Genomic DNA, 24100 nt, shown 5'->3' with positions numbered 1-24100 from the left:
AACGGCCTTCTCACGAACCTCGGGCGGGTAACGCTTCGTCATGATGGGAACCATCTTCCACTAGGAAGAAGCGGCCCCCAACCCGTGACGGTTCAGATTCAACTCTAATTGGCGGGTCCGACACTTTGCCTAACATGACATCTGATCGCTGATCAGAAGAGTGGTCCCACACCGCACGTCGGAAGCTGTGTGTGTAGATCATGATCAGATTGCGACATGCCCGAGATGGCGGATTCTGAGACACGCCGGAACGAATCTAATCCCAAGCATGTAGTTCCGGGAAGTTGATGCCGACCAGCGGCTATGTTGAGCGCGTCCATCGGAATTCGCAAGTTATCCCCAGCAATTCACAGTGTGGATAACCCTCCATCAACTGGTTATCCACAGGTGTGTGCACAGTCCGGTTTGGCACACGTCGGTTCATACCGTCACGCTTCACTCGACTTGATCCGAAGACCGAGGAAGGCGTGATGAATTCGAGCTCAATCCGCGTAAAGCGCGGTCGCCCATGATGATTACCGCCCTGGTGATCGCGGCTCTGTCCCTGGCGATCGCAACCATTGGCCGGACCGTAGCGGTTGCGCTCACGGTGCGCGGTGTGCCCGGGAGGTATCGCGCTGATGCATTGCGCGGGCTCGCTGAGTGCTTCCGGTTCTGGCGCAAATGATCTCAGTCGCCGCGTAGGTCGGCCATAGCCGCAGCGATCATTGCCCGCGCGTCCTTACCGTGGACGGCTTGCTCCTTGAGTCGGTGGAATGCCTTGTCGTACAATGCAATTTCGCTGGGCTGGGTGATCGTCAGCTCAGCGGAGATGGTCTCGACCTGGACCATGCGGGTGTCGAACATGATGAAGTTGTTGGTGGGCGCGGTGTAGGTGTGCGCCGACGGGACGATGCCCAGCACGACGCGAGGAAGAGACATCGCGGTGAGCAATCGGTCCATCTGTTCGAGCATCAAATCCGCGGTGCCAACGCGGGTGTGGAGAACCTGTTCAGCGAGCATGAAATAGAACCGGTGATTGCCTCGGTACAGGACTTGCTGACGTTCGAGCCGCGCGGCAAGACTGGCGTCTATCTCGGTCTCTGGTTCGTCGCAGAAGTCGAGCACCGTACGGAGAATCGCCTCAGCGTAGGGCGGGGTCTGCAACAAGCCCGGCACAAGCACGGGCTCATACCAGCGCATGAGGCTCGTCTTGGCTTCTGATGCGATCGACTGTTTCTGCCTGTGCGGCAAGCGCATCCGACGCCATTCGAGATAGGCCGTTTCGACGTTGCGCAGGTTGGCGATGAGGTCGGGTACTTGATCGGCGGTGTGGGTGTGGATGCACCAGACGCGCACGTCGTCATCGGTCGGCACCTGCTTGCCGTACTCGATCTTCGAGACCTTGGAAGGGGGCCAACCGGCAAGCTCAGAGAGTTGCCTACCGGTAAGCCCAGCATCCTTGCGGAGGTTGCGCAGGCGCTCACCGAACGCCTCGCGGGCCTCTTTCGCGGTAGTGGTCACGCCTTGACGTACTCAGCGTGAGGGACGGCCTTGTCCCACACTCGATTCCACACCGCCCGAGCGTGTTCGACTATGACCGGGTCGTGGCTTATGCCCCAGCCGACGTATCGGCCTGACGGCTCGAAGACGGTGAACGCCAGCGTCCGGTCATCGACGAGCCAGAAGTCATCTGTGGTCAGTTCGGCAGAGTTGATGAGATGTCGGGGCAGGTAGCGGATTTCCTCGCCCACAGCGATGTTCTGTTCTGCGACGACGAGGCCCCAGCGGGTGTAGTCGGTGTGTGGCTCGGTGACGATGCGGGCACGGCGAACCCCTCGCCCCGTGCTTGTGACATCACGAATCAGGTTCCACCAGTCCGTGCCCCATGCGTAGTCGTCGGGCTCGCCGGCCAAAAACTTGCGGAACGGCTCGGCTTCCTCCGGCGTCTCGTACGTGTCGAGAACTTCGAGGTGGTAGGCGCTGTGCTCGCAGGATCGGAGGAAGTTGTCGATTTCCTCACCTTGGAGTAGCTGCATGAATCCAAATCTCCTGTCCTACGGGAACCTCGATGCTGGTCTCGTGGTCCGGGGTGTTCATCTGTGCCAACGCCGCAACGTCTGTCACTGGAGTACCCGACAGGATGAACGTGCCGCGTCCGGTGTCCTCCAACGGTGCGCCGACGCTGGTCCCTGGTTGGGTGTGGGCAAGTAGCCGGTGCGGAATCTCCACTTGGTCATCATGTCCCTTCACCCTCCAGCTCTGGATGACGTAAGTGCCCCTGTTTGTGGCGAAGAGCGTTGGGCTCCCGCCGTTCTGGGTGTTCTTACCGAGGAACGTTAAGCGCAACGGTCCGTCTTCCATCGTGGCGTTTCGCGTGATTTCTTCCATACGTCAATCGTCGAATACCGGGAGAAACTAGTCAACAGAAATCGTACCAGCGAGAAATTCGGAGAAATATCGTTCAGGTTTTCGCGGTCAGGTTCTTAGGTTTAACTGCAATGGGTCGGGTGAGGTGTCCACGTCCTTCACCCGACTCAGAACCAATCGTTCGCCGAAAGGTATTGGCGTGCAAGAGGATCAGTGTCACGTCCGCATCATGTTCGGGCCTCTGGTGTTCGACTACCGCGCAGCGAGGCAAGCGGCGATCTTGTACGCCAAGGACGTTGGGCAATGGCTCGGCGTTCCTGTGCTGATAGACGATGAAATCCGCGATGGCATGCCGCGCTTACCTTGCGAGTCGCTATGGTCGTGATCGTCTTCAGCCTCGCCGTAGTAGCGGCATTCGTGCTCGGCTTCATGCTGGGCGGCCATCGCTCCACGCCGCGCCCGCCGGGACGGCACAGCGTCAAGTACTACGAGATGGCCTCTGAGACAACGATGGAGCTGCCCGTCGTCACCGATCGCGACGCATGACGCGATGACCTACCGTATCCATCCCTGCTTCGTCTTCTAAGTGACTGACATACACACGCTCAAGTGGATTGCATGGTGGCGATTCGTCAGGGCCGCACGGGCGTAACGAGGGCAGTGTGTCGGTAGCTGTCGGTACGCTCGGATCAACACGAGCCGAGGAGGCAGCATGGCCGTCAGGCCGGGCAGTCACATATGGGAGCGGATCGACAACGACGGGCTGGTTGAGTTCGCGTTGGGACCGTCGACCGCAGGCATTTACGAGGATCTGAAGCGCGGGGACGAGACGCTGAACATCATGCAGTCCGACCACGAACGAGGCACTGAGGGTTGGTGGCTCGATGAGAACGGATTCAAGTTCCGCGTAGAGAAGGTCATCTTCGACCCGGGCAAGCCCAACCTCGATATCCGCGTTGTCTCGCATGAGCGCCCACCGTTCGGTGAGTGGCGGATCGTCGAGTAGTGCGTCCACCACAAAGCCCCGGCCGTAGCCAGGGCTGAGAGGCACGAGGGGTTACTCGGCGTCGGGTGTGGGTTCCTCGGTCTGCTTCGCGGCTTCTGCTTTGGCAGCCTTCGCGGTCTCGCGCTCCTTGAGCCACTTGGCGAAACGGGTCTTCATCGGGCCGACGTCTTCGTGGTGAACGAGTAGCGCGACCCGGCACCCACGGCTTCGTAGTCGGTCGATGCACGGAGGAACACGCGCAGCGTCTTGGGGTCGGTGCCGAGCGCTTCGGCAACCTGCTTGGTGGTCAGGGCCTCGGCTGGCTTCGTGGTGGTCTTCTTCGCGGCGGGCGTGGTCATCGTCGTCTCCTTCATCGGTGTCGCCTTGATGGTGTGCGACAGCAACGTAAGAGACGTCAGGCGCTGGTCCGAACAGGTGACGATGGACTCCGTGGCAAGTTGTGACCTTGGCACCCGCAAGTGGCGGGTTCAGGCGAACGGATCAGGTGTGATGTGTGCGGCCAGCTTCTCCCATGCTGCGGTCTCGCTGGCGGGGCGGTTCGGTATCCACTTCACCAGTTCCTGTTGCATCGCCCGCACGTCCGACGCCGCTTCTTTAGCGGTGAGGTCGATGCCCGAGTTCATGACTTCATCAACGAGGTTGGTCAGCTCCGCTGAGCAGTCGGGAACTGGCTCGAGGACCTTCATCGCATGTTGAATCCACCGGCTGCTGATGGTGACTTGGCCGTGCGGGTCGACCCACAATCCCGATACCACCCCGATCCGGTATCCCTCCGGCCATTTGGTTAAGTCGCTTGATTCCCCGCAGGCCTCCACACCGTCGATGAGCACCATAAACGTATCCCGCGCCGAACGCTGCCCGACAGCGACACCGATACTGCGCTGGTGTTTGCTCTCAAGCGAGGAGAGATTTGCAGCCATCAGTCGATCCTTCAAGGGATTTGGTGGCCCGCTCGTGAAGCTCATCGACTGCGGGCCGACAAGTGCTTCGATCAGCTGTGTGGGTCGCCCGATTGCGAAGTAACCGATGCGCCGCAGCGCCCATCTTGCCCACATCAAGCCCCCGTCGAGCGCCATGTGCAGCATCTCGTCCTCAAGGTCGGGGGTGTGGAAACGGCCGTGACCGCCACCAAAATCGTTGCGGATGTCGGAGAGATTCAGCGCGACCTTAGACGCCTGCGTCGCCATAACACCGAACGGTGACCTATCGGCCAGCTCGTAGCCGGGCTGTTTCGCGAGCAGTTCGTGAGCCTTCTTGACGACCTTGTCGAATGCATCGTTCTTTGCGGACGGTGTGCCGTTGATATCGAGCACGATTTTTGCAATCGACTCCACCAAACATTTCACATCGCTGAGAGCTTGAGAGGCGTCTTTGGCGTCCATCGATCGTTGTAACCGGTTGGCCTCAGCAACGATGCAGTTCCAGTAGTCCTCGGCGAGGTAGGGGGGTTTCTGAATCGCGAAGCGCGCGTAGAGATCATCCACGTCGCCAGTATCCTAGAGAATTCCCTCTGCGGATGTGAAATGCTGGCTGTTCGTCGGAATCTGGGTGGCGCTGACGTATGCCCCACGACGTGCGGTGTGGATGTGTGTTGTGTGCGTGCACTGTGTCGTCTGGGATGCGTGCCGACGTCACGGTACGAATGTTGACACTGGGGCACGAAAAGACGTGCTCACCTGCGCAGGAGCGATACAGCATCGCGTACCGTATTGACGCGGAGGGGCGCTACTTGGCTATGTCGCCACGAGCGTGGCCCCCAGGGCATCCGCGTAGCCACCGCCGAATACCCAGGTGCTGCCGAGGTTGGTCCGCAAGAGTCCGGTCCGGCGGCGGCGTTCAGGTTGCCGGTCCCCTCCGGTTCGACTTGAACTACTTGCTTTTCCCACTCTTCGAGAGTGTCCGATGCGACATGGCACCCATCGGATCAGAGTTGTCGGATTCTTTGCGCCACTACTGGATTAGATGCAGCACTAGGTAGCTACGGGCGGCAGCTCGAAGCTTGATAACGGCGGTTCAGCGGCGCCAGAAGAAGTGGTGGACAACCCCGCTCGGGCTCGGGATCTTCTCCAGGTGGAAGCGGTCCAGCAAGTGATCGGGACTGTCCCAGAGTTGTTCGCCGCGGGCGAGTTCGACGGGTGCGACAGCGAAGTGCATGGTGTCGATGAGATCGGCGTCCAGGAATGCGCGCACCGTGGCGACCCCGCCGCCGATCCGCACGTCCTTTCCGTCGGCGGCCGCCATCGCCTGCTTCAAGGCGTCCTCCGGTGATGTATTCAGGAAATGAAACGTTGTTTCCCCCAAGGTGAACGAGGGTCGTTCATGATGGGTGAGAACGAACACCGGTGTGCGGAACGGCGGTTCCTCGCCCCACCAGCCCTGCCATTGATAGTTCTCCCATGGGCCGCGGTGCGGTCCGAACTTGTTGCGCCCCATGATCTCGGCCCCGATATTGCGGGCGAACTCGCGCGTGCAGTAGTCGTCGAGGCCGCGTGTCCCTCCTGGCTCGGTGCGGTTGACCCAACTCGCGGTCGCCCCCGCCCACGCGAACATGGTTTCCGGGTCGGCGTGCCCGAACGGACGCTCGAGGCTTTGTCCGGTCCCCGCGCCGTACCCGTCGCTGGAGACGTTGAAGTTATGGATGCGCACGAGCTGTGTCATCGAAATGCCCTTTCTGGTTGCAATATGCAATCAGTTTGCCTGAGGGGCATAGTAAGTGCAAGCAGTCCATGCGGGGCTGCTGCCGGCCTCGGCGTCCTGCGCCGAGCGACCAGCAAGCTCTCCGTCGAACAGTCGTCGCATCCGACAACTCGCCAGCCGCGTTTGCCCGGATCGCTGATAGGGCAGCCGGCGCAGCATCAACGGCCCGGGGAACTGCTGTGGTCGGCACCGCCGTTGATCGCGAGACCGCAACTCCAGGCGAAGCGCTGCATGTTATCGCCGAGCGGACACGAGCCGATGCCGAACAGGTGTGTGGGGGGTATCTCGAACGAGCCGTCGAAGTCGAAGGGCCGGCCATGGCAATCGCGCCCGAAGGCCGCACGAAGGCGTGAGAATCGAGAGAACCTCGTCGAGCGGGTATCGAATCCGGCGTTGATCGCACACTTTGTTCCGGTCGCCGCACTTGTCGATTCTTCCCGGCGTGGGGAATTCGTATGGTCGGGGAGTGGCTACCATGGCACGCGACGGAGGTGTGTCATGGAATTTTCTATTTGGTTCCAGGATTTCAGCAGCCACCTCGTCCGGTTGATAAGTTTTGATTATCGACTATCGATTATGTGGCTGCGACACGATCCGGCGCAGGAGTGGTAATGGATCAGTCCGTGCCCGCGGTGATTCGGCAAGGCGAATGGTTGGTCCTGGTCGCACCGGAATGGGAATCGAGCACGCCGACGGAGCATCCACCGTCGGAGGTGATCGTGGGCGGTTGGATGATGAACGAAAACGGTAGTGCGGGGCCGTTTCAGCCGAACCCCGATTACGTACCGGCGGGGGAGGCGACACCGACCGACCCGCTCGATGCGATACTGCGGCTGATCGCTGAAGGCGAGCCGCGACTCGCCGATGAGTTCGTGTCCATCATGCTCGACTCGGTTGTCGAGATCGGGTGCGACGAAGACAACCAGCCGGCGGTGACTACGGCCTCCGATGGCATCCCGTGTGCGCTGATAGCCACCGCCCAGTGGCAGAAGCGCGGCATTGCCGTGGACAGCTGGTGGCCCGTGGTGGGCAGCGCGCTGCCGGACATCGTCCCAGCAGGCACCGATATCCTCGTCAACCCCAACGGATATGCCCCCTTCCGTCTGACGGTGAATGCCTTGCGGCATACAACCTCCGAGTCGTGAAGGCCGAACCGTGCTCGCCGCTAAAATGAGATCGATTCTCCCCCGATTGACGGCAGCGTTCACCAGAGAACGCGATTTGGTGAGCGAACCCATGACGGGGACGGCGGGAATATTGCGTGGGGTCATCGAGATAGACGGAGATGGCGATCGCGCCGGCGCTATCGCCCTGAGCAACTTCGAACCTGCCGCCGAACGGACATTCACAGCTTCCCAAGTCGTCGTTGAGCCTCTTTACGGACCTAACGGTACCGCTAGTAGGGACCTGTCCGGAGCGGATTTTCCGGTGGGAGGTACCCGCCACGGGCAGTATTGGGCCGCGGCAAACTACAGAACCGCTGATCACCAATACACCGTTCATGGCGACCCCGGGATCACCAAGCCTGTCATTGCACATTGGATGCGTTTCGAATCGCCGGAGCAACCGATATTTTCCCGAAGTAGGGCCTTGGACGAGCCTTTGCCTCCGGGAACGGCGCGTATGCCGGATGGCGCTCCTGAGCGCCAGAGGTTGCTGACGATCAAAAGCGGAATTCTGGGACGGCGAACCGAAACAGTATGTGTAGATGAAGAAACTTTCCTCCGAGTACAAGCCTCGAGCAAGTATCTGCAACAGGCCGCAGGGCGACAGGGGGGACCATTGGTGCTACTGCCCGATAAGCCCTTCAAGACCTTGACCGACGCGGACCTCGATGCTCTGAAGGCCCGCACGGGCGTGCTCGAGGTGTACGGACCCAAAGTCGATGTATCGACTACGACCGTCGGCGCGCGTAGCTCGCTGGATCTCACCCGAGTTGCCGACCCCTACCGCGCGTTGACCTCCGATGTACAGGTCCACAATCCGCATGATGCTCCGTCGTGGTGGCGCTACGGAACCGACGAGAACTACTACCAGCAAAACGCGAACCCTGCCTACTTGCCCCATCAGGAGCTGTACGAGCGCGACGGTGAGTTGAAGTGGAGTGAAGGCTATAGCGCCGACCCCGACGCGGACCTGAGCTACGCGCCCTTGCCGCCGCGCGAGGGCGAGTAGAACCGCTGCGGCGATCTCGCACGCGCATCCTGTCCGTGGATGGCTCGATCCTCGAGCCGGTGCAAAATCTTGCTTCCGACTGCCCACCATTCGACCGAGCAGCGGGCGATACTCATTCCATGACCGCCGAACGTGAGATGGCCGAGGACCCTTCGGCTGTTGCTGTGCAAGGTGATTCAGGGTCGATCATCTATGACGAGATGATCGACACTCAGGTCGAGATCCAAGACATCATCAGTGCTTCGCGACTAATGGGCCTCGAATCCATGTCGTTCGATCAGTTGATGACCTACATCACGGCGAAGCGCGACTACCAGGCGTCGGCGTATTCCGATACGGAGGCTGTCGACCGGGCTCGCCGCGACCATGAGCTGCAGGCGGAGTCGAGGCGCACCGAGCTCGTGAAGGAAGAGGCCGAAGCGAGGAACAAGATCCTGGAGGCTCGCTTCCGTGCAGGACTAGCCGCCACGCTCGTGGCCGGCACGGTCGCCGGGGTGATTTTCGGCATTGTCAAAGGTCTTCCGGCGCCGGAGCTGACGCAATATCTTGCGCCGGTGTCGGGCCTGGCCGGAATTGTCGTCGGCTACTTCTTCGGGCGTGAAGCGAGATGAGATGAGCGATGCTCGCCTCGTACGCTCGCGCGAGCACTGACGCGCGGCGGGAGCGTGGGTGTTGCTCCTGGGCCGGGCGACGTTGGCCGGCCCAGGAGAACAGTTGGGGTCAGCCTGCGACAGCGGTCGGGTTCGCGCGCTGGATGACGTGTTCGAGTTCGGTGTTGAAGCGATCGGTGGCTTCGATGTTCCCGAGGTGGCCGGTCGGCCAGATCTGGTATGCGGCGAGATAGCCGGTGCGGGAGAGTGTTTCGACGATCGGGCGGGACATGCTCTCGGGGAGCAGGTGGTCGTTGCTGCCCGCGATCACGGTGGTCGGGACGGTCAGATGCTGTGCGGCGTCGCCGAGTTGGACATCGGCCAGTGCCGCGGCGTGGCGACCGCTGGTGAGCGGGCGGCAGGAGCGGACGACGCCGAAGGCGAAGTCCACCTGGTCGTCGGTGGCGTCCTTGGTCATCACGCGTGCCTTGAAGATCGCGCTCGCCGGCCAGCCGCCGGGTAGCGGAACCGGTGTGGTCAGCACTGTTTCGGCGACGAAGTCCGGCAGGCGCACGGTGGATCCGAAGAGGGTGACGGGTTTGCTCGCGATCGTCAGCGGCCTGTTGAGCAGCGGAAGCACCTGGCTGTCGGCCCGGACGTTGCCCGAGGTGGTATTCAGCAGTACGACCGCCGACGCGCTGCGCTGCACCTGTTCGGGGTAGCGAGCTGCCCACGCCTGCAACGTCATTCCGCCCATGCTGTGCCCGACGAGCACCGCGCGCTGACCGCGGCGCAGGGTGGCGTCGAGGACGGTGGACAGGTCGTCGGCCAGCGATTGCGCGCCGATGTCGAGGGTGCCGAGTTGGCTCTCGCCGTGGCCGCGCTGGTCGTAGCAGACCACGCGGTACCGGTCGGCGAAGGCGTTGATCTGGGGATTCCAGTACTCGATGCTGCAGCTCCAGCCGTGGATCAGCACGATCACCTCGCCGTCGGCGGGGCCGTAGGCATGCACCCGAAGGCGGGCACCGTCCACGGTGGTGACAGGGATGACCTCGTGCGCAACGGTGGGCGCGTTCAACGATGCGGTCCGGTAGGTACGCGATCGTAGTCCGGCACGGTAGGCGGCGGTCAGGGCGCCATTTCGCGCCTCCGCCAGCGTCCTCATCGACTTCACCAGCATTAGAGCACTCCTTTGTGTCTGCCGACACAGTACCGCGCAAGCAAGGTGCTTGCTAGTGCAAGCGCTCGCTTCCGGAAAAGCTCGCCCACTCACGTGGATGCCCGACGATCGGACAGGTGAACGGTTCTTCCAGAAGAAACATCCGGCACGAGTGAGCACTTCCCGATATCCCGGACGACGCCGAATCGTCACGTAGGGGTTATCGAGACAGGGGAGTGCTGTTATCCGGCGGTGGTGGCCGGTCAGCCGATGGAGTAGAGGGCGGCGATGGCCTCCGGCATGACCAGGCAAACCTGGTCGTCGGGATGGAAATCGCCGGGGATGTCGCGGCGATTGGGTGCTCGGACGAAAACCACCACAGAGGAACCGTCGCCGGGATCTACTTCCACCGCGACCGAGCCTGGGTGATCACTGTCCGGAGGTATATGCCAGTGGCCCACATGCCCGAATTCGAGCTTGCGAGCCGCACTGACCCCGAATCCGTCGAGCCGGGTAACACCAGCGGCATCCACGTCGAGAAATTGTACTCTAGCTGCGGAAACGTCGGAGTTTTTTGATCATGACCGGCAAGCTCTTCGAGCATGTCCGATCGCGGCGCCATCATCGCGGTCATGGCTTCCGACGCGATCGGTCGCGCGGCACCCATTCCGGTACTGCGCATGTTCGATTCCGTCGAGGCGTACGAGTTCTTTTGCGACTACCTGGGATTCGTGGTCGGCTGGGGACACCGGTTCGGCGCCGACTTTCCGCGCTACGCGCAACTCTCGCGGTCGACGGCCACGATCCACCTCAGCGAGCATCACGGCGACGGCACTCCCCGGGATCGGTCGTGTGGATAGCGGTGAACGACATCAACGCGCTGCGCACCGAGTCGGCCGCGAAGCAGCACCGCCCCTGCCGAGCTGGGCGGCCCGGCGGATGGGAGGGATAGGCCCGGCCTCGAACTGGTCGACCCGTCGGGCAACACCTTGCGTTTCGCCCAACCCGACCAGCCGTGGCCGAGCGGGATTTCAGCGGGTGGCGGCGGCAGGTCCGGCACGGTTACCGTTGGTGCTTGTGGAGACCACGCACGTAGCATCCGGCCCGGCGGCGCACCCGGACCCGGACGGTGCGCATCGCTCGGGGTGGCGCGCCCTCGGGATGCCGTCGCTGGTTGCGGGCGTCGGTATCGCAGCCGCGGTGCTGCTGCACTTCCGGGATCCGCACAGCGAGGGTTCCTACGGGATCTGCCCGGTCTACGGGCTGACCGGGTACTACTGCCCGGGTTGCGGCGGGCTGCGCGCTATGCACAACCTCACCGACGGCCACCTCATCGATTCGCTGCACAGCAATGTGCTCGCCGTGCCGCTGGTCCTCGCTTTCATCCTGCTGGTGAGTGATTGGGCGGTGCGCGCCTGGCGTGGTCAGCGCATGCGCTTGCCGCGGATCAGCCGTAGCACGATGTGGGTGATATTCGGCCTGTTCGCGGTGTACTCGGTACTGCGCAACACACCATGGGGAAGTTGGCTGACGCCGGTATGAGCGGCGCGCGACGTGGCATCGGCGAATCTTTCCGCGCCGGCCGGGCAGGCTTCGATCATGAGTGACTCTTTGAAGGACCGCGTCCGCGCGAAGCTACAGCGCCAGCTGGCCGAAGACGGCACTCCGGACGCGGAGCGCGACGATCCGCGGCAGATCGCGGTGGCGGCGGATCTCGATGCGTTGAACGGCGTCGCCGAAGACGACCCGTTGATCGAAGAGCTGGCCACCCGTTATCTCGTTTTCTGAGACCGCGGCAGCGCCGGAGTCAGCCTCCGGACGATAAACCGTTGTAGGGCGGTAGCTGCGGCAGCGGCTCGCTGAGCAGCCAGGCATCCCAGAGCGGGCGCAGCGGGACGAGGCTGTAATGGCCTGCCAGGTCGGTGAACTCCTCGCTGGTGACCGAGGCGTGCCGGTAGCGGACGGTCCATTCCCGGATCAGATCGAAGAACGACAGATCGCCGAGCTCCAGCCGCAGTGCGTGCAAGGCGAGCGCACCTCGCTTGTAGACCCGATCGTCGAACATGCGCTGCGGGCCGGGGTCGCCGACGGTGATGTCCTGCGGCAGCCGTGCCAGATTATGCCTGGCGGCCCGGGCCAGCTGGTCGGCCGTGGGCCCGCCTGCGGCTTCGGACCAGATCCATTCGGCATAACAGGCAAAGCCCTCGTGCAACCAGATGTCGCGCCACTGCCGGATGGTGAGGCTGTTGCCGAACCACTGGTGCGCCAGTTCGTGCGCGACGAGCCGTTCGGCGCCGCGACGGCCGTCGCAGTGGTTGGCGCCGAAGATCGAAATGCCTTGGGCCTCGATGGGGATTTCCAGCTCGTCGTCGGTGACGACCACTGTGTATCCCTCGAAGGGGTACGGGCCGAAACGCTCGGTGAACAGGTCCATCATTTGCGGCTGGCGGCCGAAATCATGGTCGAAGGCGGCGCGCAGCCGGGCGGGCACGATGGCCTGCATCGGTACCGAGCCGTGCGTGGAATCGATCCGATGTTTCTGGTACGGGCCGATCTGGATGGTGGCCAGGTAGCTCGACATCGGCTCCGACTGTTCATAGACCCAGGTGGTCTGGCTCGCCTTGGTCTGTTTGCGCATCAGGGTGCCATTGGCCAGCGCGTAGTAGGGGGTGTCGGTGGTGATCGAAATCCGGTAGCTGGCTTTAGAACTCGGATGGTCGTCGCAGGGGAACCAGGACGCGGCGCCATTGGGCTGGCTGGCCACCAGCGCACCCTCGGTCAGTTCTTCCCAGCCCACCTCGCCCCATGGACCGTGCACCGGTCGCGGAATCCCGCTGTACTGGACAACCAGCGACAGCACCCCACCCGCCGGAATGCCGTGCTGCGGCGTGAGGACCAGCTTGCCGTGCTGGTGTACATATTTTGCCGGCTTCGCCCCGTTAACGAACACCTTGGAGACGGTGAGTGATTGGGAAAGGTCCAGCGCGAACCGGGGCCGGACGGCGGTGGTCACGGCGGTGATCTCGGCGCGGCCTGCCAGCCGGTTGCTGGCTACCTTGTAGACGAGGTCGAGTTCATACCGTGATACCCGGTAGCCGCGATTTCCGTTCTGCGGCAGGTACTCGTCGATGGGCTCTTCGTAGAACTTGCCCGGCATCAGCGTGCTGCCCCGGCCTCGCTCGGCTTCGGCACCGGACTCGACCACGGTGCGATCGGATTGCCCCACCAGCGGGTGGACGGCGGCACTGAGTCACCGCGCATGACCAGCGAGGCAGGGCCGATGGTCGCGCCGTCACCGATGGTCGCCGCGGGTAATGCGACGCAATGCGGGCCGAGGGTGGCGCCCGCGCCGAGGGTGACGGTGTCCATGGCCATGATTCGATCGTGGAAGAGGTGGGTCTGCACCACGCAGCCCCGCTCCACGGTTGCGCCATCGCCGAGAGTCACCAGGTCCGCCTCCGGTAGCCAGTAGGACTCGCACCATACCCCGCGGCCGATGCGCGCGCCGAGTCCTCGCAGCCAGAGATTGAGCACCGGCGTACCGGTTGCGGCGCGCGCGAACCATGGTGCGGCAACGGTTTCGACGAAGGTGTCGGCAACCTCGTTGCGCCACACGAACGAACTCCACAGCGGGTGTTCCTCAGCCCGAATGCGGCCGACCAGCAACCACTTTGCGGTGATGGCGCTCGCGCAGGCCACCGCGCCCGCGGCCATGAGCACCAGGCCGCTCAGCGTCGCGGCGGCCAGATAGCCGATCGATTGCGCGGTCCATGCCAGGGTGAACAGCACGCCGAGCCCGATAGCGAAGGTCACCAGCACCGGGAATAGCCTGCACGTTTCGACGACGGCGCGGGCCAGTTTGAGGCGCAGCGGCGGATGGAAGGTGCGTTCGGCATCGCCGGTCTCGGAGGCGCGGCGCAGCCGAACCGGTGGGCTGCCGAGCCAGGAGGAGCCTGCCTTGGACTTGGACGGTGCCGCGGAAAGCACGGCGACCAGACCGTTTTTCGGCACCCGCCGTCCGGGGGCCGTCATCCCGGAGTTGCCGAGGAACGCGCGTTTGCCGATCTTCGCGTCGCCGATGCGCAGCCAGCCGCCGCCGAGTTCGTAGCTGGCGATCATGGTGTCATCGGCGAGGAAAGCTCCGTCGGCGACGGTCGTGAATTTCGGCAGCAGCAGCACCGTCGACGCCTCGACGCTCTTGCCGACCTTCGCGCCGAGCAGGCGCAGCCACACCGGGGTGAGCAGGCTGGCATACAGCGGGAACAGGAAGTTGCGCGCCGAATCCAGTAGTCGCTCGGTGGCCCAGGCCTGCCAGCCGACGCGACTGCGCACGGGGTGATGACCTTCGACGAGCCCGATACTGAGCAGCCGCACCGCGACCAGCGTTGTCACCGCGTAGACAAAGAGGCTCAGCAGCGTGGCGACGGGCAGGATCGCGAAGCCGCGGCCGAGCGCGCCTACCAGGGTGCGGGCGTCGCGGAGGAACCACGCGATGAACGCGCCGCCCGCGGCGAGTCCGAGAATCGGCATGGCGGCCAGCGCCATCGAGGTCACGCCGAAGATCGCGATCCAGTGCGCGGCCCGTGCTGGGGTGTGGTCGGGCCAGCGATGCTGGGCCTTGCCGACCTTCGTCGCGGGCGAGCCTGCCCATTCCTGTTCTGCCTTGACCTTGCCCGAGACCGCGGAGCCCGGTGCGATCTCGGCGTTCTTGCCGATCTTGCTGCCGGGCAGCAGGATCGACCGCGCACCGATTACCGCGCCAGGACCGATGACGATCGGTCCGATGCGCACCACATCGCCGTCGATCCAGTATCCGGACAGGTCGACCTCGGGTTCCACGCTGCAGCCGTCGCCGAGTGCGAGCATTCCAGTCACCGGCGGCAGGGTGTGCAGGTCGACGCCGGTGCCGATTTTCGCGCCGAGTGCGCGCGCGAAAGGCACCATCCATGGTGCGCCGGAGAGGCTTTCGGCCCCACTGGCCTCCGACAGCCGGACCGCGGCCCACAGGCGCAGGTGCACCGATCCGCCGCGCGGATAACTGCCCGGCGATACGCCGCGCAACAGCACGCGGGCCCCGGTCACACAGATGACCATGCGGCCGGGCGGGGAGATAAAGAGTAGGAATGCGGCAAGAGTCCACCACCAGGACAGGTGCGGCAACCACAGCAGTGAGCCGGACCGGCCCGCGATGTTTCCGACGATCGCGAGCCAGGTGAGCCACTGCATGCCCGTCAGGGTCGAGAGCGCAACGGTCGCCAGCACCTGGATCCATTGGGCGCGCAGCGGAGTCGGACGCACGACACGAGTTTCGGTGGCCGCCGTCGGTGCGGTCTCGTCCAGCAATTCGGCGAGCGCGCCGAGGCGGGGATGGTCATAGAGATCGGCGACCGCGATGCGCGGGTAGCGTTCGCGCAGCGCGGTGACCAGTTGTGCGGCCGCGAGTGAGCCGCCGCCGACGTCGAAGAAATCGGTATCGGGGCTGGTGACCTCGGCGCCGAGGATCGCATCCCACAGGTCGGCAACCCATTGCTCAGTGGCGGTGAGTTCGTGGCTCGGGGTTTCGGTCTCGTTCGGCAGCGGCCAGGGCAGTGCGTCGCGGTCGACCTTGCCCGAAGTGCGGGTGGGCAGTTCGGGGACCACGGCCAGGCGTGGGACCAGTGGTGCCGGGAGTTGTTCGGCGAGTACAGCTCTGGCGGCGGAGAGGTCGAAGTCGACGGCGGTGCCGGTCAGATAGCCGACCAGGATCTTGTTGCCCGCCTTGGTGGTTCGGATCGCCGCGGCAGCGCCGGTCACTCCGGGCAGATGCTGCAGCGCGTTGTCGATCTCGCCGAGTTCGATGCGGCGGCCGCCCATTTTGATCTGGTCGTCGGCACGGCCGAGGAAGACCAAGCCCGCGCGGTCGTTGCGGACCAGGTCACCACTGCGGTAGGCGCGGTCCCAGCCCACCGACGGCAGCGGAGCGTATTTCTCGGCGTCCTTCGCCGGATCGAGATAGCGGGCCAAACCGACCCCGCCGATCACCAGTTCGCCGGATTCGCCCTCGCTCACCGGATTTCCGTCCGCGTCGACGACGGTGAGATCCCAGCCGTCGAGTGGAAGCCCGATCCGAACCGGGAAACCGCCGTCCAACAGCGCCGCGCAGGCGACGACCGTTGCTTCGGTGGGGCCGTAGGTATTCCACACCTCACGGTCGGAATCTCCGTTTCCGGCAAGGCGTTCGGCGAGTTCCGGTGGCACCGCCTCGCCACCGAAGATCAGCAGCCGGACGGGGTCGAGTGCCTCGGCGGGCCAGGTCGCGGCCAGGGTGGGAACCGTGGAGACGATGCTGATCTCCCGGCGCACCAGCCAGGGGCCGAGGTCGGCTCCGGTGCGAACCAGGGCGCGTGGCGCGGGCACGAGGCAGGCGCCGTTGCGCCAGGCCAGCCACATTTCCTCGCAGGAGGCGTCGAATGCGACCGAGAGCCCGGCGAGCACCCGGTCGCCCGGTCCGATCGGGGCGTCCCGCAGGAACAGTCGTGCCTCGGCGTCGACGAACGCGGCGGCGTTGTGGTGGGTGACAGCGACACCCTTCGGGGTGCCGGTGGAACCGGAGGTGAAGATGATCCACGCGTCGTCACCAGGGGTGGGGCGCAGGGGCGAGTCATCGATGGTGTCGGCGGCGGTCGAGTCGGCTCCCGCCGCGATCCGTTCGGCGCCTTCCGCGGTCGTCTTGATGCCCGCCCCGGTCACGATCGCGGTGACCTTCGCCTCGCCGAAGACCAGCCTGGCGCGTTCGTCGGGGTCGTCGGCGTCGACCGGCACGTAGGCGGCGCCCGCGTGCAGGATGGCCAGGATAGTGACGTAAAGCTCATGGGTGCCCGACGGCATCCGCACGCCGACTCGGTCGCCGGGCCGCACGCCGGCCGCGATCAGCCGAGCGGCTCCGGTCGCGATCTCGGCGCGCAACTCGGTATAGCTGAGCACCACGGTGCCGTCATCGATGGCGGCGGCGTTGGGGTAGGCGGCGGTGGTGCTGGTCAGGATGTCGACAAGGGTTCTGACCTGCGGAGCGAGCCCGGCGCGCCGGAGCGGATCCGAGGTGATCGGGTCCTCGCCCGCAATGGCGTCGACCTGCGGCTGCAGCATCACGTCCTGCCCACCTCTCATAGACCTGCCTAGCGCTTCACGAGTGTTGTTTCACAAGAGGGTTACCAATCGGCAAACGCCATGGTGACCAACAGTCCACGGTACCTGCGGTACCGGGCTTTCGTCGTTCAACGAACCGGGTGGTCGGTCGCCTCAGTCGTCGTATCCGAGGGCTTTCAGCGTCAGGCGACGCAGGGTCTTTCGTTCCTCGTCGTCGAGGCGGCGTAGCACCTTGGCGGTGGCCTGCTCGATCACCTCGTCGGTGCGGCGCCGCTCGGCTTTACCGGCCTGGGTGATGGATAGGCGGTATTTGCGGCGATCGCCCGGATCGCGCGTGCGGACCACGAAACCCGCCTGCTCCAGCCCGTCGATCATCCGGACGACCTCGCTGCGATCGATGTGCATCGCGTCCGACACCTGTTGCTGGCTGAGTTCGTCGTTGTCTTCCAGGTGAACCAGCACCCACTGATCGCGCAATGACGTGCCGACCTCGTTTTTGAGCGCCTGATGCAGCTTGCCGAACACATACGTCGGGAAACGCAGTAGGCCGGGCGGGTGCTCGGAATCGGCAGTCATCCTGAAATTCTACCTATTGTTGAGAACGTAGATTGTTGATAACCTCCGCAATCTACAAACTCAACAGATTGGGGAGGGTCCATGACGGACACTCGGAACGCGGCCACCGCAGGTCGAGCCGCACTGGAACCGATCACCGCACAGGTGTGGCGGGTAGCCGGTGTTGTGGTCTTCGGCGCGGTGATGGGCATGTTGGACACCTCGCTGGTGAATATCGGGCTCAACGTGATCGCGCGCGATCTGGGCGCCGCGCTGGACAGCGCGCAGTGGATCGCCAGCGCCTACCTGCTCGCGCTCGCGGTCACGTTGCCGCTGTGCGGGTGGCTCGGTCGCCGGGTCGGGACCGATCGGGTGTGGCTCGGCGCGTTGGTCGCTTTCACGGTGGTCTCCGGTCTCTGCGCGCTTGCTCCGAATATCGGCTGGCTGATCGGGCTGCGCGTTGTGCAGGGATTGGCCGCCGGGCTGCTGGTGCCCGCCGGACAGACGTTGATCGGCCGGGTCGCGGGTCCACAGCGGCTGGGGCGGGTGATGAGCGTGGTCGGGATCGCGGTGGTCGCCGCGCCCGCGATCGGGCCGACCATCGGCGGCGTGCTCCTGGCCGAGCTGTCGTGGCAATGGCTGTTCCTGATCAATATTCCGTTCGGCGCGGTGGCTTTTGTCCTCGCACGGCGCGTGCTGCCGCGCGAGGACGTGCGCGGCAGCGGTGAGCCGTTCGATGTCGCGGGGTTCGTGCTGATCGGGGCCGGGCTTTCGCTACTGGTCTACGGACTCGGCGAATTCGGTAGTCGGGGCAGGCTTGCCGCGGTGTCGGTGTGGGTTCCCGTGCTGGTCGGCGCGGTCGCGCTCGGTGGCTTCGTCCTGCGCTCGGTGCGCGGGCGCGGGCCGCGGGTCCTCGATGTCGGCCTGTTCCGCAATCCGATCTTCGCGACCGCGAACGTGGCCAACTTCTTCGCAGGCGTGGCGATGTTCGGGTCGATGCTGTTGCTGCCCTTGTATTTCCAGCTACTGCATGGCAAAGGGTTGATCGCCACCGGGCTGTCGCTGTTCGCGTTCGGTCTCGGCGGCATCGTCGCGCTGCCGGTATCGGGACGGCTGACCGACCGCTACGGGGGTGGTGTCGTCGCGGTGGCGGGCAATGCGTTGATCGTCGCGACAACGGTGTCGTTCGCGCTGTCGGACGCCTCGCTGAATCCCCTACTTGTGCAGGCGTTGTTGCTGGTCAGAGGGATTGCTGCGGGACTGACCGGAATGCCCATCGTTACGGCGGCCTATGCGGCAGTCGGTCGCGAGCAACTCCCGGATGCCGCGTCGTTCGTGAATATCGTGCAGCGGGTGGGTGGCGCCGTCGGTGCGGCATTGATGGCGGTCGTCCTCTATCGTGCGGCCGCGGCGGGTGTGTCCATCGATGTGAGCTTCCAGCGGTCGTTCGGGTGGTTGACCGGTGCGGGAGCCGTCGCGCTCGTTGCATCGATCCTCTTGTGGCGCAAGGAAAAAGGGTGACCTAGGCGGCCGAGGCTGCAGTGCCGATACCGAGGGCAGCGAGGACAGCCGCGCTCGCCTGCTCCAGGCGAGCGCGGACCTTCGGCCTGCGTAGCATCGCCACGGCGCGCGAGGCAGCGATCGCGAGCAGCACCATCTCCACCGCGGCGATGCTCGATTCGACCGCGCCGAGGGCGAGGGTGTTGGCGAAGGTGACGTCGGTGAGGAACTGGGGCAGCACCGCCAGGTAGAACAGACCGACCTTCGGGTTGAACATGCACGACACCAGCCCTGCGGCGAATGCCGAGCGAATCGAGGCGGGGGAAGCGGAATTCGCCTGCGCGGTAACCGCTTCGGCCGGGTCGAGGGCGGCCCGCCGCTGTCGCCGGTGATCGATGAGCGCCCGAACTCCCAAGTACACCAAGTAGATTCCGCCGACGATCTTCAGTGCGCGATAGGCCGTCGCCGACTGCTCCAGCAAAGCTGCGACGCCCGCCGCGACCACAATGGCCCATCCGATGCCGCCGAGCGCCGATCCGATCGCTGCCGCGATCCCGGGTCGCGCGTCCACGATCGAGAAGCGCAGCACCAGGAACGAATCGGGGCCGGGCGTGATGGACAGCAGCACGCACAGGCCGACGAAACTGAGCAGCAGGGAAAGCGTCACTCACCGAGGGGACCGCACATCACGACATGGCGCAACCGGGTTTCGGCGTGTCGAAACCATGCTCGCCTTCTCCTGGTCGCGAGTGTGGTGTTTCCGATTCCGGTTGACAGCGGCCGGTGCGGTCTGCCAATCTCGGTGCAGGTCATGAGTACCAGCATCAAGCCCTGGCTAGCTGGTCGGCAACCCTCCTCCGCGGTGGGGTGCTCCAGGTGACGACCTGGCCGCCGCCCGACCGGGCGCGGCAAGCGCGGACTCGTCAACCCCCTTGGTTCCGGGTCCCATAGCCGACGGGATTTCGTGATGACTGCTGTGGTGGAGCAGACCTGCGCCGCCCTCGCCCGGGTCTCCGGCGACGATCTGCGGGTGCCGCTCGTCCAGGGCGGAACGACCACCTACGCGAACTTCGACTACGCCGCAAGCGCACCGGCATTGGCGCAGGTCACCGACCGAGTGCAGCAGTTGCTGCCGTTCTACGCGAGCGTGCACCGGGGTGCGGGCTACGCCTCGCGGATCTCCACCGAGTGCTACGAGGCGGCGCGCGGTTCGGTGGCCGGATTCTTCGATGCCGACGACGACCAGGTGGTGGTGTTCACCCGCAACACCACCGACGCGCTGAACCTGCTCGCCGCCTGTGTACCCGGCGACACCGTGGTGCTGGATATCGAGCACCACGCCAACTTCCTGGCGTGGACGCGCAATGGCCGCCGGGTAGTCCGGGCCGCGGACACCGTGGCCGAGACCATCCGGCTGCTGGTCGCCGAACTGTGCAGCAAGCCCGCCGCGCTGCTCGCGGTCACCGGGGCCTCCAACGTCACCGGCGAGGTGCTGCCATTGGAGCGACTGGCCACCATCGCACACCAGTGTGGTGCGCGCATCCTGGTCGATGCCGCACAGTTGGCTCCGCATCGCCGAATCAGTCTGCGCGACAGCGGCATCGACTATCTCGCCTGCTCCGGGCACAAGCTGTACGCGCCCTACGGCGCGGGTGTGCTCGTCGGGCGGCGCGATTGGCTGGATGCCGCCGACCCGTATCTGGCAGGCGGTGGCGCGGTTCGCGAAGTCACCACCACAGGCGCCGACTGGGCCCCGGCACCGCAGCGCCACGAGGCAGGCTCCCCGAACGTCCTCGGCGCGGCCGCGCTCGCCGCCGCCTGTGACGCGCTCTGTGCGATCGATCCCGAAACCCTCGCCACCCACGAACGCCTGCTCGCCGACCGACTCCGCGCCGGCCTGTCCGCCATTCCCGGCGTCAACCTGCTGCGCATCTGGGACGACAGCCCTGACACCGTCGGCATTGTCGCCTTTACCCTGGACGGCTTCGTCCCCGGCCACGTCGCCGCCTATCTCTCCGCCGAACACGGCATCGGCATCCGCGACGGCCGCTTCTGCGCCCACCCGCTGCTGGCCCGCCTCGGTCTCGACGGCGCACTGCGCGCCAGCATCGGCCTCGGCACCAGCTCCACCGACGTCGACCGCCTCGTCGAGGCCATCGCAGCCCTTGTCGAATCCGGCGCTACCTGGAACTACGCCGCCACCGACGGCCTATGGAACCCCACCCCCGAAACCCGCCCCTTCACCAGCCCCGACACCGCTGTCGGCGCCGCACCCTGCCACCTCGGCTGACCGAACTTCGGGGGTGGGATGTGCTGCTACTCGGCGAGCCATTCCCCGTCGAGATCTTCTTCAACACCCTGGACGTCGGGTAACCGGGCTCATTCGCCGAGGGCGTTCGGGCGGTGGTAGCGGCCGTTGTAATAGAGCAGCGGCGCGGCGGCCGGTTTTTCATCGGTGTTGTCGTGGACGCGGGTGACCAAGCCGACGGCGAAGGTGTGGTCGCCGATGGGGATGAGCTGCTGGAGAACGGCGCGGACCCAGATGGGGGTGCCGTGCAGGACCGGCTCGCCGGTGTCGAGGGTGGTCCACAGCGAGCGGTCGGTGAAACGTTCCGCCGCGGCGCGCGCGAAGCGCTGGGCCAGGTGGTGCTGGTGTTCACCGAGGAAGTGGATGACCACCGAATCGGCTTTCAGCAGGGCAGCGATGCTCGACGAGGTGTGTGCGATGTTGAAGGAGACCAGCGGGGGTTGCAGCGACAACGACGCGAAGGATGTCGCGGTGAAGCCGACCGGGCCGGTCTCGGAGCAGAGGGTGACGACCGTGACGCCAGCGGGATAGTGGCGCATAGAGGCGAGGTATTGCTCGGCGGTAATGCCGCTCAGATCGTCGGGAATCCGGAAATTAGAGGCGGGCCGTTGTGCTTCGGTCACATGTCGAAGCTACGCCCGGTTCGAGAGTGTTGGGCGCCGACGTCGTTGTTCGATTGATGTTCTCACCGGCTGCTGTGCTGCTCGCCCGGCGTGATCGCGATCGGTCGAGATTCAATCCACGTCGATCGGAAGTCCGGCGGTGATGCGCACCAGTTCGCGAAAAGACGTGCGGAATACGGTGCTCGGATGACCGCCTGCGGCCCATAGCTCGTGATGGCAGGAGAGCGCGGTATCGACCCAGGTAGGCAGGTTTGTGGGGTGTCCCACCGGAGCGATACCACCGATCGGCTGGCCGGTGACCTCCTGCGCCATCGCGGCGGGCGCGTGGGTCAGTGTTCCCTCGAGACGTTCACCGGTGTTGCGCAGGTCGACCTGATGCGCGCCGGAAACCAGCAGCAGCACCGGGTCTTCGTCGAGCAGGAATACGAGTGATTTTGTGATCGCTCCCACCTCGACGCCGAGTGCCCGCGCGGCATCGGCGGCGGTGGGTGTCGGTGCGGGCTGCGTGACGATCACACCGTGATGGCCGCGCGCGATCAACGTGTCCGCGACCCGGCATGCGACCGGTGGTAGGGACCTGCGCATGAAACAAGAGTAGAGCGATTGCGGGCGGTACGCCGGGTGAGTGAATCGGTCAGTAATCCGGGTAGCCGTCGGAGGGCCCGAGCATGGCGTCGATGCGCGACCGGGTGATCCGTGCGAGCTCGGTGACGACGCGTCGCGAGAACTGTTCGTGCACAACCGCATCGAAGGCGCGATGCAGATCGAGCTGGGAGAGCGCGAGCAGTTCGACATCCGCCTTGGCCAGCAGCGCGTCCCGGTCCGGGAACGGACGAGCGTCGGCGATCGTGGCTGCCCAGGTGACATTGCTGCAGCATTCGAACAGAGCATGTACGGCGCGGCCGCGACTGATCGTGTTGAAGCGGTCGAGACCGATTCCTTGATGCATCAGCATGATGACCTCCGAGCCCGGCGAGCAAGTTTGCTGATTCGTTCCATCATGGAGCCGACGGCGGGCGAGGACCAGCGCGGCGCACCGTTCTTTGCACAGCGTTTACATGCGGCGTTCCGGGCGCAGTGCCGCTGGGTGCCGGCATTTCCGGGATCCGGAGTGTTGGTCTCCCTTCGGCTCGATACGCTGTACAAATGACTGATTGGCAGGCTTTCACCGTCGAAACCAAGGATCACGTCGCCCAGGTGACGCTGACCGGTCCGGGCAAGGGCAATGCGATGGGCCCGGATTTCTGGCGTGAGCTGCCGGAGATCTTCCATGGCCTCGACGCTGACCCCGAGGTGCGCGCGATCGTGCTCACCGGCTCCGGCAAGCACTTCTCCTACGGTCTCGACCTGGGCGCGATGGCGGGCACGTTCGGTTCGGTGTTGGCCGATAAGGCGTTCGCCGCGCCGCGCACCGATTTCCTGTACGAGGTGCGCCGGATGCAAGCCGCGGTGACCGCGGTGGCGGACTGCCGCAAGCCGGTTATCGCCGCGGTGGCGGGTTGGTGCATCGGCGGCGGGCTCGACCTGATCGCTGCCGTCGATATCCGCTACGCGAGCGCGGATGCGAAGTTCAGCCTGCGTGAGGCGAAGGTGGCGATTGTCGCCGATATCGGGTCGCTGCACCGGCTGCCCGGCATCATCGGTGAGGGGCACCTGCGCGAGCTCGCCTTCACCGGCAAGGACATCGACGCCGCGCGCGCCGAGAAGATCGGCCTGGTCAACGACGTGTTCGCTGATCGGGACGCGGTGCTCGACGCGGCACATGCCACTGCACGCGAGATCGCGGCGAACCCGCCGCTGGTGGTGCAGGGCGCGAAGGACGTACTCGAGCAGCGGACCAAGGACCAGGTGGCCGCAGGGCTGCGCTATGTGTCCGCGTGGAACTCCGCATTCCTGCCCTCGGAGGACCTCACGGAGGCCATTCAGGCGGTGTTCGAGAAGCGGGCACCGGAGTTCAAGGGACGGTAAAGGCCGGTAAAACGCTTGCCCTAGCCGCAGGCTCGTCTACATACT

Annotated in this window: 27 protein-coding genes and 1 riboswitch; of the genes, 12 read left to right on the top strand and 15 right to left on the bottom strand. The window is 64.8% G+C overall.

Translation table 11 applies throughout. The features are described 5' to 3' along the window. Positions 1 to 669: 669 nt before the first annotated feature. From AB0M74_RS20095 to AB0M74_RS20085, 3 genes are read right to left on the bottom strand one after another with little or no spacing between them, the layout of a single operon-like run. Entirely contained in the window at positions 670 to 1503 is an 834-nt protein-coding gene (locus AB0M74_RS20095) for a helix-turn-helix transcriptional regulator (protein WP_366527758.1), read from the bottom strand. Further along, complete coding sequence (locus tag AB0M74_RS20090) at positions 1500 to 2018, bottom strand: DUF6879 family protein (RefSeq protein WP_366527757.1); 519 nt, start codon at positions 2016 to 2018, stop codon at positions 1500 to 1502. The genes AB0M74_RS20095 and AB0M74_RS20090 overlap by 4 nt, the downstream gene beginning before the upstream one ends. Further along, positions 1999 to 2370: a hypothetical protein gene (locus AB0M74_RS20085; RefSeq protein WP_366527756.1), complete on the bottom strand. Its 372-nt coding sequence runs from the start codon at positions 2368 to 2370 to the stop codon at positions 1999 to 2001. Before AB0M74_RS20085 ends, AB0M74_RS20090 begins: the two co-directional genes overlap by 20 nt. A 354-nt stretch (positions 2371 to 2724) precedes the next feature. Here AB0M74_RS20085 and AB0M74_RS20080 point away from each other — a divergent pair, with 354 nt between their 5' ends. Both AB0M74_RS20080 and AB0M74_RS20075 read left to right on the top strand, forming a co-directional pair. After that, complete coding sequence (locus AB0M74_RS20080; protein WP_366527755.1) at positions 2725 to 2895, top strand: hypothetical protein; 171 nt, start codon at positions 2725 to 2727, stop codon at positions 2893 to 2895. Positions 2896 to 3061: 166 nt separating this feature from the next. Continuing rightward, complete coding sequence (locus AB0M74_RS20075) at positions 3062 to 3355, top strand: hypothetical protein (protein ID WP_366527754.1); 294 nt, start codon at positions 3062 to 3064, stop codon at positions 3353 to 3355. Positions 3356 to 3507: 152 nt separating this feature from the next. Here AB0M74_RS20075 and AB0M74_RS20070 read toward each other — a convergent pair whose 3' ends face one another. The 3 genes from AB0M74_RS20070 to AB0M74_RS20060 all read right to left on the bottom strand — a co-directional run bounded on the left by AB0M74_RS20070 (position 3508) and on the right by AB0M74_RS20060 (position 6013). Continuing rightward, positions 3508 to 3708, bottom strand: coding sequence for a hypothetical protein (locus tag AB0M74_RS20070; RefSeq protein WP_366527753.1), 201 nt, complete (start codon positions 3706 to 3708; stop codon positions 3508 to 3510). A gap of 114 nt (positions 3709 to 3822) precedes the next feature. Further along, positions 3823 to 4839, bottom strand: coding sequence for a hypothetical protein (locus AB0M74_RS20065; protein ID WP_366527752.1), 1017 nt, complete (start codon positions 4837 to 4839; stop codon positions 3823 to 3825). Positions 4840 to 5368: 529 nt separating this feature from the next. Then, on the bottom strand, positions 5369 to 6013 hold the full coding sequence (locus AB0M74_RS20060; protein WP_366527751.1) for a dihydrofolate reductase family protein: 645 nt from the start codon (positions 6011 to 6013) through the stop codon (positions 5369 to 5371). A 218-nt stretch (positions 6014 to 6231) separates the two neighbouring features. Here AB0M74_RS20060 and AB0M74_RS20055 point away from each other — a divergent pair, with 218 nt between their 5' ends. From AB0M74_RS20055 to AB0M74_RS20040, 4 genes are all read left to right on the top strand, one after another. Continuing rightward, the gene (locus AB0M74_RS20055; protein WP_366527750.1) at positions 6232 to 6405 is read left to right on the top strand and encodes a hypothetical protein; all 174 of its coding nucleotides are present in this window, start codon (positions 6232 to 6234) and stop codon (positions 6403 to 6405) included. Positions 6406 to 6663: 258 nt separating this feature from the next. Further along, positions 6664 to 7197 carry a type VII secretion system-associated protein gene (locus AB0M74_RS20050; protein WP_366527749.1) on the top strand — a complete coding sequence of 178 codons (534 nt, stop codon included), beginning with the start codon at positions 6664 to 6666 and terminating at the stop codon, positions 7195 to 7197. 640 nt (positions 7198 to 7837) lie between these two features. Next, complete coding sequence (locus tag AB0M74_RS20045) at positions 7838 to 8227, top strand: hypothetical protein (protein WP_366527748.1); 390 nt, start codon at positions 7838 to 7840, stop codon at positions 8225 to 8227. Between the two features lie 119 nt (positions 8228 to 8346). After that, positions 8347 to 8838, top strand: a complete 492-nt coding sequence (locus AB0M74_RS20040; RefSeq protein ID WP_366527747.1) for a hypothetical protein — start codon at positions 8347 to 8349, stop codon at positions 8836 to 8838. 109 nt (positions 8839 to 8947) lie between these two features. Here the strand turns inward: AB0M74_RS20040 and AB0M74_RS20035 are convergent, their stop codons facing one another. Both AB0M74_RS20035 and AB0M74_RS20030 read right to left on the bottom strand, forming a co-directional pair. Continuing rightward, positions 8948 to 9997, bottom strand: a complete 1050-nt coding sequence (locus tag AB0M74_RS20035) for an alpha/beta hydrolase (protein WP_366527746.1) — start codon at positions 9995 to 9997, stop codon at positions 8948 to 8950. Between the two features lie 242 nt (positions 9998 to 10239). Next, positions 10240 to 10509 (bottom strand): hypothetical protein, encoded by a 270-nt coding sequence (locus AB0M74_RS20030; protein ID WP_366527745.1) that lies wholly within the window; start codon positions 10507 to 10509, stop codon positions 10240 to 10242. A gap of 69 nt (positions 10510 to 10578) precedes the next feature. On the opposite strand from AB0M74_RS20030, the gene AB0M74_RS20025 reads away from it, so the two are divergent. The 3 genes from AB0M74_RS20025 to AB0M74_RS20015 all read left to right on the top strand — a co-directional run bounded on the left by AB0M74_RS20025 (position 10579) and on the right by AB0M74_RS20015 (position 11764). After that, complete coding sequence (locus tag AB0M74_RS20025; protein ID WP_366527744.1) at positions 10579 to 10836, top strand: glyoxalase superfamily protein; 258 nt, start codon at positions 10579 to 10581, stop codon at positions 10834 to 10836. Positions 10837 to 11053: 217 nt separating this feature from the next. Beyond that, positions 11054 to 11518: a DUF2752 domain-containing protein gene (locus AB0M74_RS20020; RefSeq protein ID WP_366527743.1), complete on the top strand. Its 465-nt coding sequence runs from the start codon at positions 11054 to 11056 to the stop codon at positions 11516 to 11518. Positions 11519 to 11575: 57 nt separating this feature from the next. Further along, entirely contained in the window at positions 11576 to 11764 is a 189-nt protein-coding gene (locus AB0M74_RS20015; RefSeq protein ID WP_366527742.1) for a hypothetical protein, read from the top strand. Positions 11765 to 11783: 19 nt separating this feature from the next. Here AB0M74_RS20015 and AB0M74_RS20010 read toward each other — a convergent pair whose 3' ends face one another. The 3 genes from AB0M74_RS20010 to AB0M74_RS20000 all read right to left on the bottom strand — a co-directional run bounded on the left by AB0M74_RS20010 (position 11784) and on the right by AB0M74_RS20000 (position 17677). Next, complete coding sequence (locus AB0M74_RS20010; protein WP_366527779.1) at positions 11784 to 13133, bottom strand: M1 family metallopeptidase; 1350 nt, start codon at positions 13131 to 13133, stop codon at positions 11784 to 11786. Further along, positions 13133 to 17101, bottom strand: a complete 3969-nt coding sequence (locus tag AB0M74_RS20005) for a Pls/PosA family non-ribosomal peptide synthetase (RefSeq protein WP_366527778.1) — start codon at positions 17099 to 17101, stop codon at positions 13133 to 13135. The genes AB0M74_RS20010 and AB0M74_RS20005 overlap by 1 nt, the downstream gene beginning before the upstream one ends. A gap of 153 nt (positions 17102 to 17254) precedes the next feature. Continuing rightward, positions 17255 to 17677 (bottom strand): MarR family transcriptional regulator, encoded by a 423-nt coding sequence (locus AB0M74_RS20000; protein WP_366527741.1) that lies wholly within the window; start codon positions 17675 to 17677, stop codon positions 17255 to 17257. Between the two features lie 81 nt (positions 17678 to 17758). On the opposite strand from AB0M74_RS20000, the gene AB0M74_RS19995 reads away from it, so the two are divergent. Further along, on the top strand, positions 17759 to 19177 hold the full coding sequence (locus AB0M74_RS19995) for a DHA2 family efflux MFS transporter permease subunit (RefSeq protein ID WP_366527740.1): 1419 nt from the start codon (positions 17759 to 17761) through the stop codon (positions 19175 to 19177). Between the two features lies 1 nt (position 19178). On the opposite strand, the gene AB0M74_RS19990 is transcribed toward AB0M74_RS19995, so the two are convergent. Next, on the bottom strand, positions 19179 to 19823 hold the full coding sequence (locus AB0M74_RS19990; protein ID WP_366527739.1) for a LysE family translocator: 645 nt from the start codon (positions 19821 to 19823) through the stop codon (positions 19179 to 19181). 140 nt (positions 19824 to 19963) lie between these two features. After that, a riboswitch (SAM riboswitch) is annotated at positions 19964 to 20077 on the top strand. A gap of 46 nt (positions 20078 to 20123) precedes the next feature. On the opposite strand from AB0M74_RS19990, the gene AB0M74_RS19985 reads away from it, so the two are divergent. Continuing rightward, the gene (locus AB0M74_RS19985; RefSeq protein WP_366527738.1) at positions 20124 to 21446 is read left to right on the top strand and encodes an aminotransferase class V-fold PLP-dependent enzyme; all 1323 of its coding nucleotides are present in this window, start codon (positions 20124 to 20126) and stop codon (positions 21444 to 21446) included. Positions 21447 to 21535: 89 nt separating this feature from the next. Here the strand turns inward: AB0M74_RS19985 and AB0M74_RS19980 are convergent, their stop codons facing one another. The 3 genes from AB0M74_RS19980 to AB0M74_RS19970 form a co-directional block, all read right to left on the bottom strand. Then, the gene (locus AB0M74_RS19980; RefSeq protein ID WP_366527737.1) at positions 21536 to 22087 is read right to left on the bottom strand and encodes a flavin reductase family protein; all 552 of its coding nucleotides are present in this window, start codon (positions 22085 to 22087) and stop codon (positions 21536 to 21538) included. Between the two features lie 111 nt (positions 22088 to 22198). Next, positions 22199 to 22672, bottom strand: coding sequence for a YbaK/EbsC family protein (locus AB0M74_RS19975; protein WP_366527736.1), 474 nt, complete (start codon positions 22670 to 22672; stop codon positions 22199 to 22201). Between the two features lie 49 nt (positions 22673 to 22721). Next, entirely contained in the window at positions 22722 to 23042 is a 321-nt protein-coding gene (locus AB0M74_RS19970) for a 2-oxo-4-hydroxy-4-carboxy-5-ureidoimidazoline decarboxylase (RefSeq protein WP_366527735.1), read from the bottom strand. Positions 23043 to 23233: 191 nt separating this feature from the next. Between AB0M74_RS19970 and AB0M74_RS19965 the strand changes: the two genes are divergently transcribed. Next, entirely contained in the window at positions 23234 to 24055 is an 822-nt protein-coding gene (locus AB0M74_RS19965; protein WP_366527734.1) for a crotonase/enoyl-CoA hydratase family protein, read from the top strand. Positions 24056 to 24100 lie beyond the last annotated feature (45 nt).

This window comes from Nocardia sp. NPDC051463 (assembly GCF_040681975.1).
Lineage (GTDB): Bacteria > Actinomycetota > Actinomycetes > Mycobacteriales > Mycobacteriaceae > Nocardia.
The sequence above is the reverse complement of the archived record's forward strand: the minus strand, read 5'-3'. Positions and strand labels throughout refer to the sequence as shown.

Coding starts and splice junctions, on each gene's coding strand:
- AB0M74_RS20080 (WP_366527755.1), top strand. CDS start 2,725: ATGGTCGTGATCGTCTTCAGCCTCGCCGTAGTAGCGGCATTCGTGCTC.
- AB0M74_RS20085 (WP_366527756.1), bottom strand. CDS start 2,370: ATGGAAGAAATCACGCGAAACGCCACGATGGAAGACGGACCGTTGCGC.
- AB0M74_RS20015 (WP_366527742.1), top strand. CDS start 11,576: ATGAGTGACTCTTTGAAGGACCGCGTCCGCGCGAAGCTACAGCGCCAG.
- AB0M74_RS20040 (WP_366527747.1), top strand. CDS start 8,347: ATGACCGCCGAACGTGAGATGGCCGAGGACCCTTCGGCTGTTGCTGTG.
- AB0M74_RS20005 (WP_366527778.1), bottom strand. CDS start 17,101: ATGCTGCAGCCGCAGGTCGACGCCATTGCGGGCGAGGACCCGATCACC.
- AB0M74_RS19965 (WP_366527734.1), top strand. CDS start 23,234: ATGACTGATTGGCAGGCTTTCACCGTCGAAACCAAGGATCACGTCGCC.
- AB0M74_RS20060 (WP_366527751.1), bottom strand. CDS start 6,013: ATGACACAGCTCGTGCGCATCCATAACTTCAACGTCTCCAGCGACGGG.
- AB0M74_RS20075 (WP_366527754.1), top strand. CDS start 3,062: ATGGCCGTCAGGCCGGGCAGTCACATATGGGAGCGGATCGACAACGAC.
- AB0M74_RS20025 (WP_366527744.1), top strand. CDS start 10,579: ATGTCCGATCGCGGCGCCATCATCGCGGTCATGGCTTCCGACGCGATC.
- AB0M74_RS20000 (WP_366527741.1), bottom strand. CDS start 17,677: ATGACTGCCGATTCCGAGCACCCGCCCGGCCTACTGCGTTTCCCGACG.
- AB0M74_RS19985 (WP_366527738.1), top strand. CDS start 20,124: ATGACTGCTGTGGTGGAGCAGACCTGCGCCGCCCTCGCCCGGGTCTCC.
- AB0M74_RS20090 (WP_366527757.1), bottom strand. CDS start 2,018: ATGCAGCTACTCCAAGGTGAGGAAATCGACAACTTCCTCCGATCCTGC.
- AB0M74_RS19995 (WP_366527740.1), top strand. CDS start 17,759: ATGACGGACACTCGGAACGCGGCCACCGCAGGTCGAGCCGCACTGGAA.
- AB0M74_RS20010 (WP_366527779.1), bottom strand. CDS start 13,133: ATGCCGGGCAAGTTCTACGAAGAGCCCATCGACGAGTACCTGCCGCAG.
- AB0M74_RS19970 (WP_366527735.1), bottom strand. CDS start 23,042: ATGCTGATGCATCAAGGAATCGGTCTCGACCGCTTCAACACGATCAGT.
- AB0M74_RS20070 (WP_366527753.1), bottom strand. CDS start 3,708: ATGAAGGAGACGACGATGACCACGCCCGCCGCGAAGAAGACCACCACG.
- AB0M74_RS20035 (WP_366527746.1), bottom strand. CDS start 9,997: ATGCTGGTGAAGTCGATGAGGACGCTGGCGGAGGCGCGAAATGGCGCC.
- AB0M74_RS19975 (WP_366527736.1), bottom strand. CDS start 22,672: ATGCGCAGGTCCCTACCACCGGTCGCATGCCGGGTCGCGGACACGTTG.
- AB0M74_RS20050 (WP_366527749.1), top strand. CDS start 6,664: ATGGATCAGTCCGTGCCCGCGGTGATTCGGCAAGGCGAATGGTTGGTC.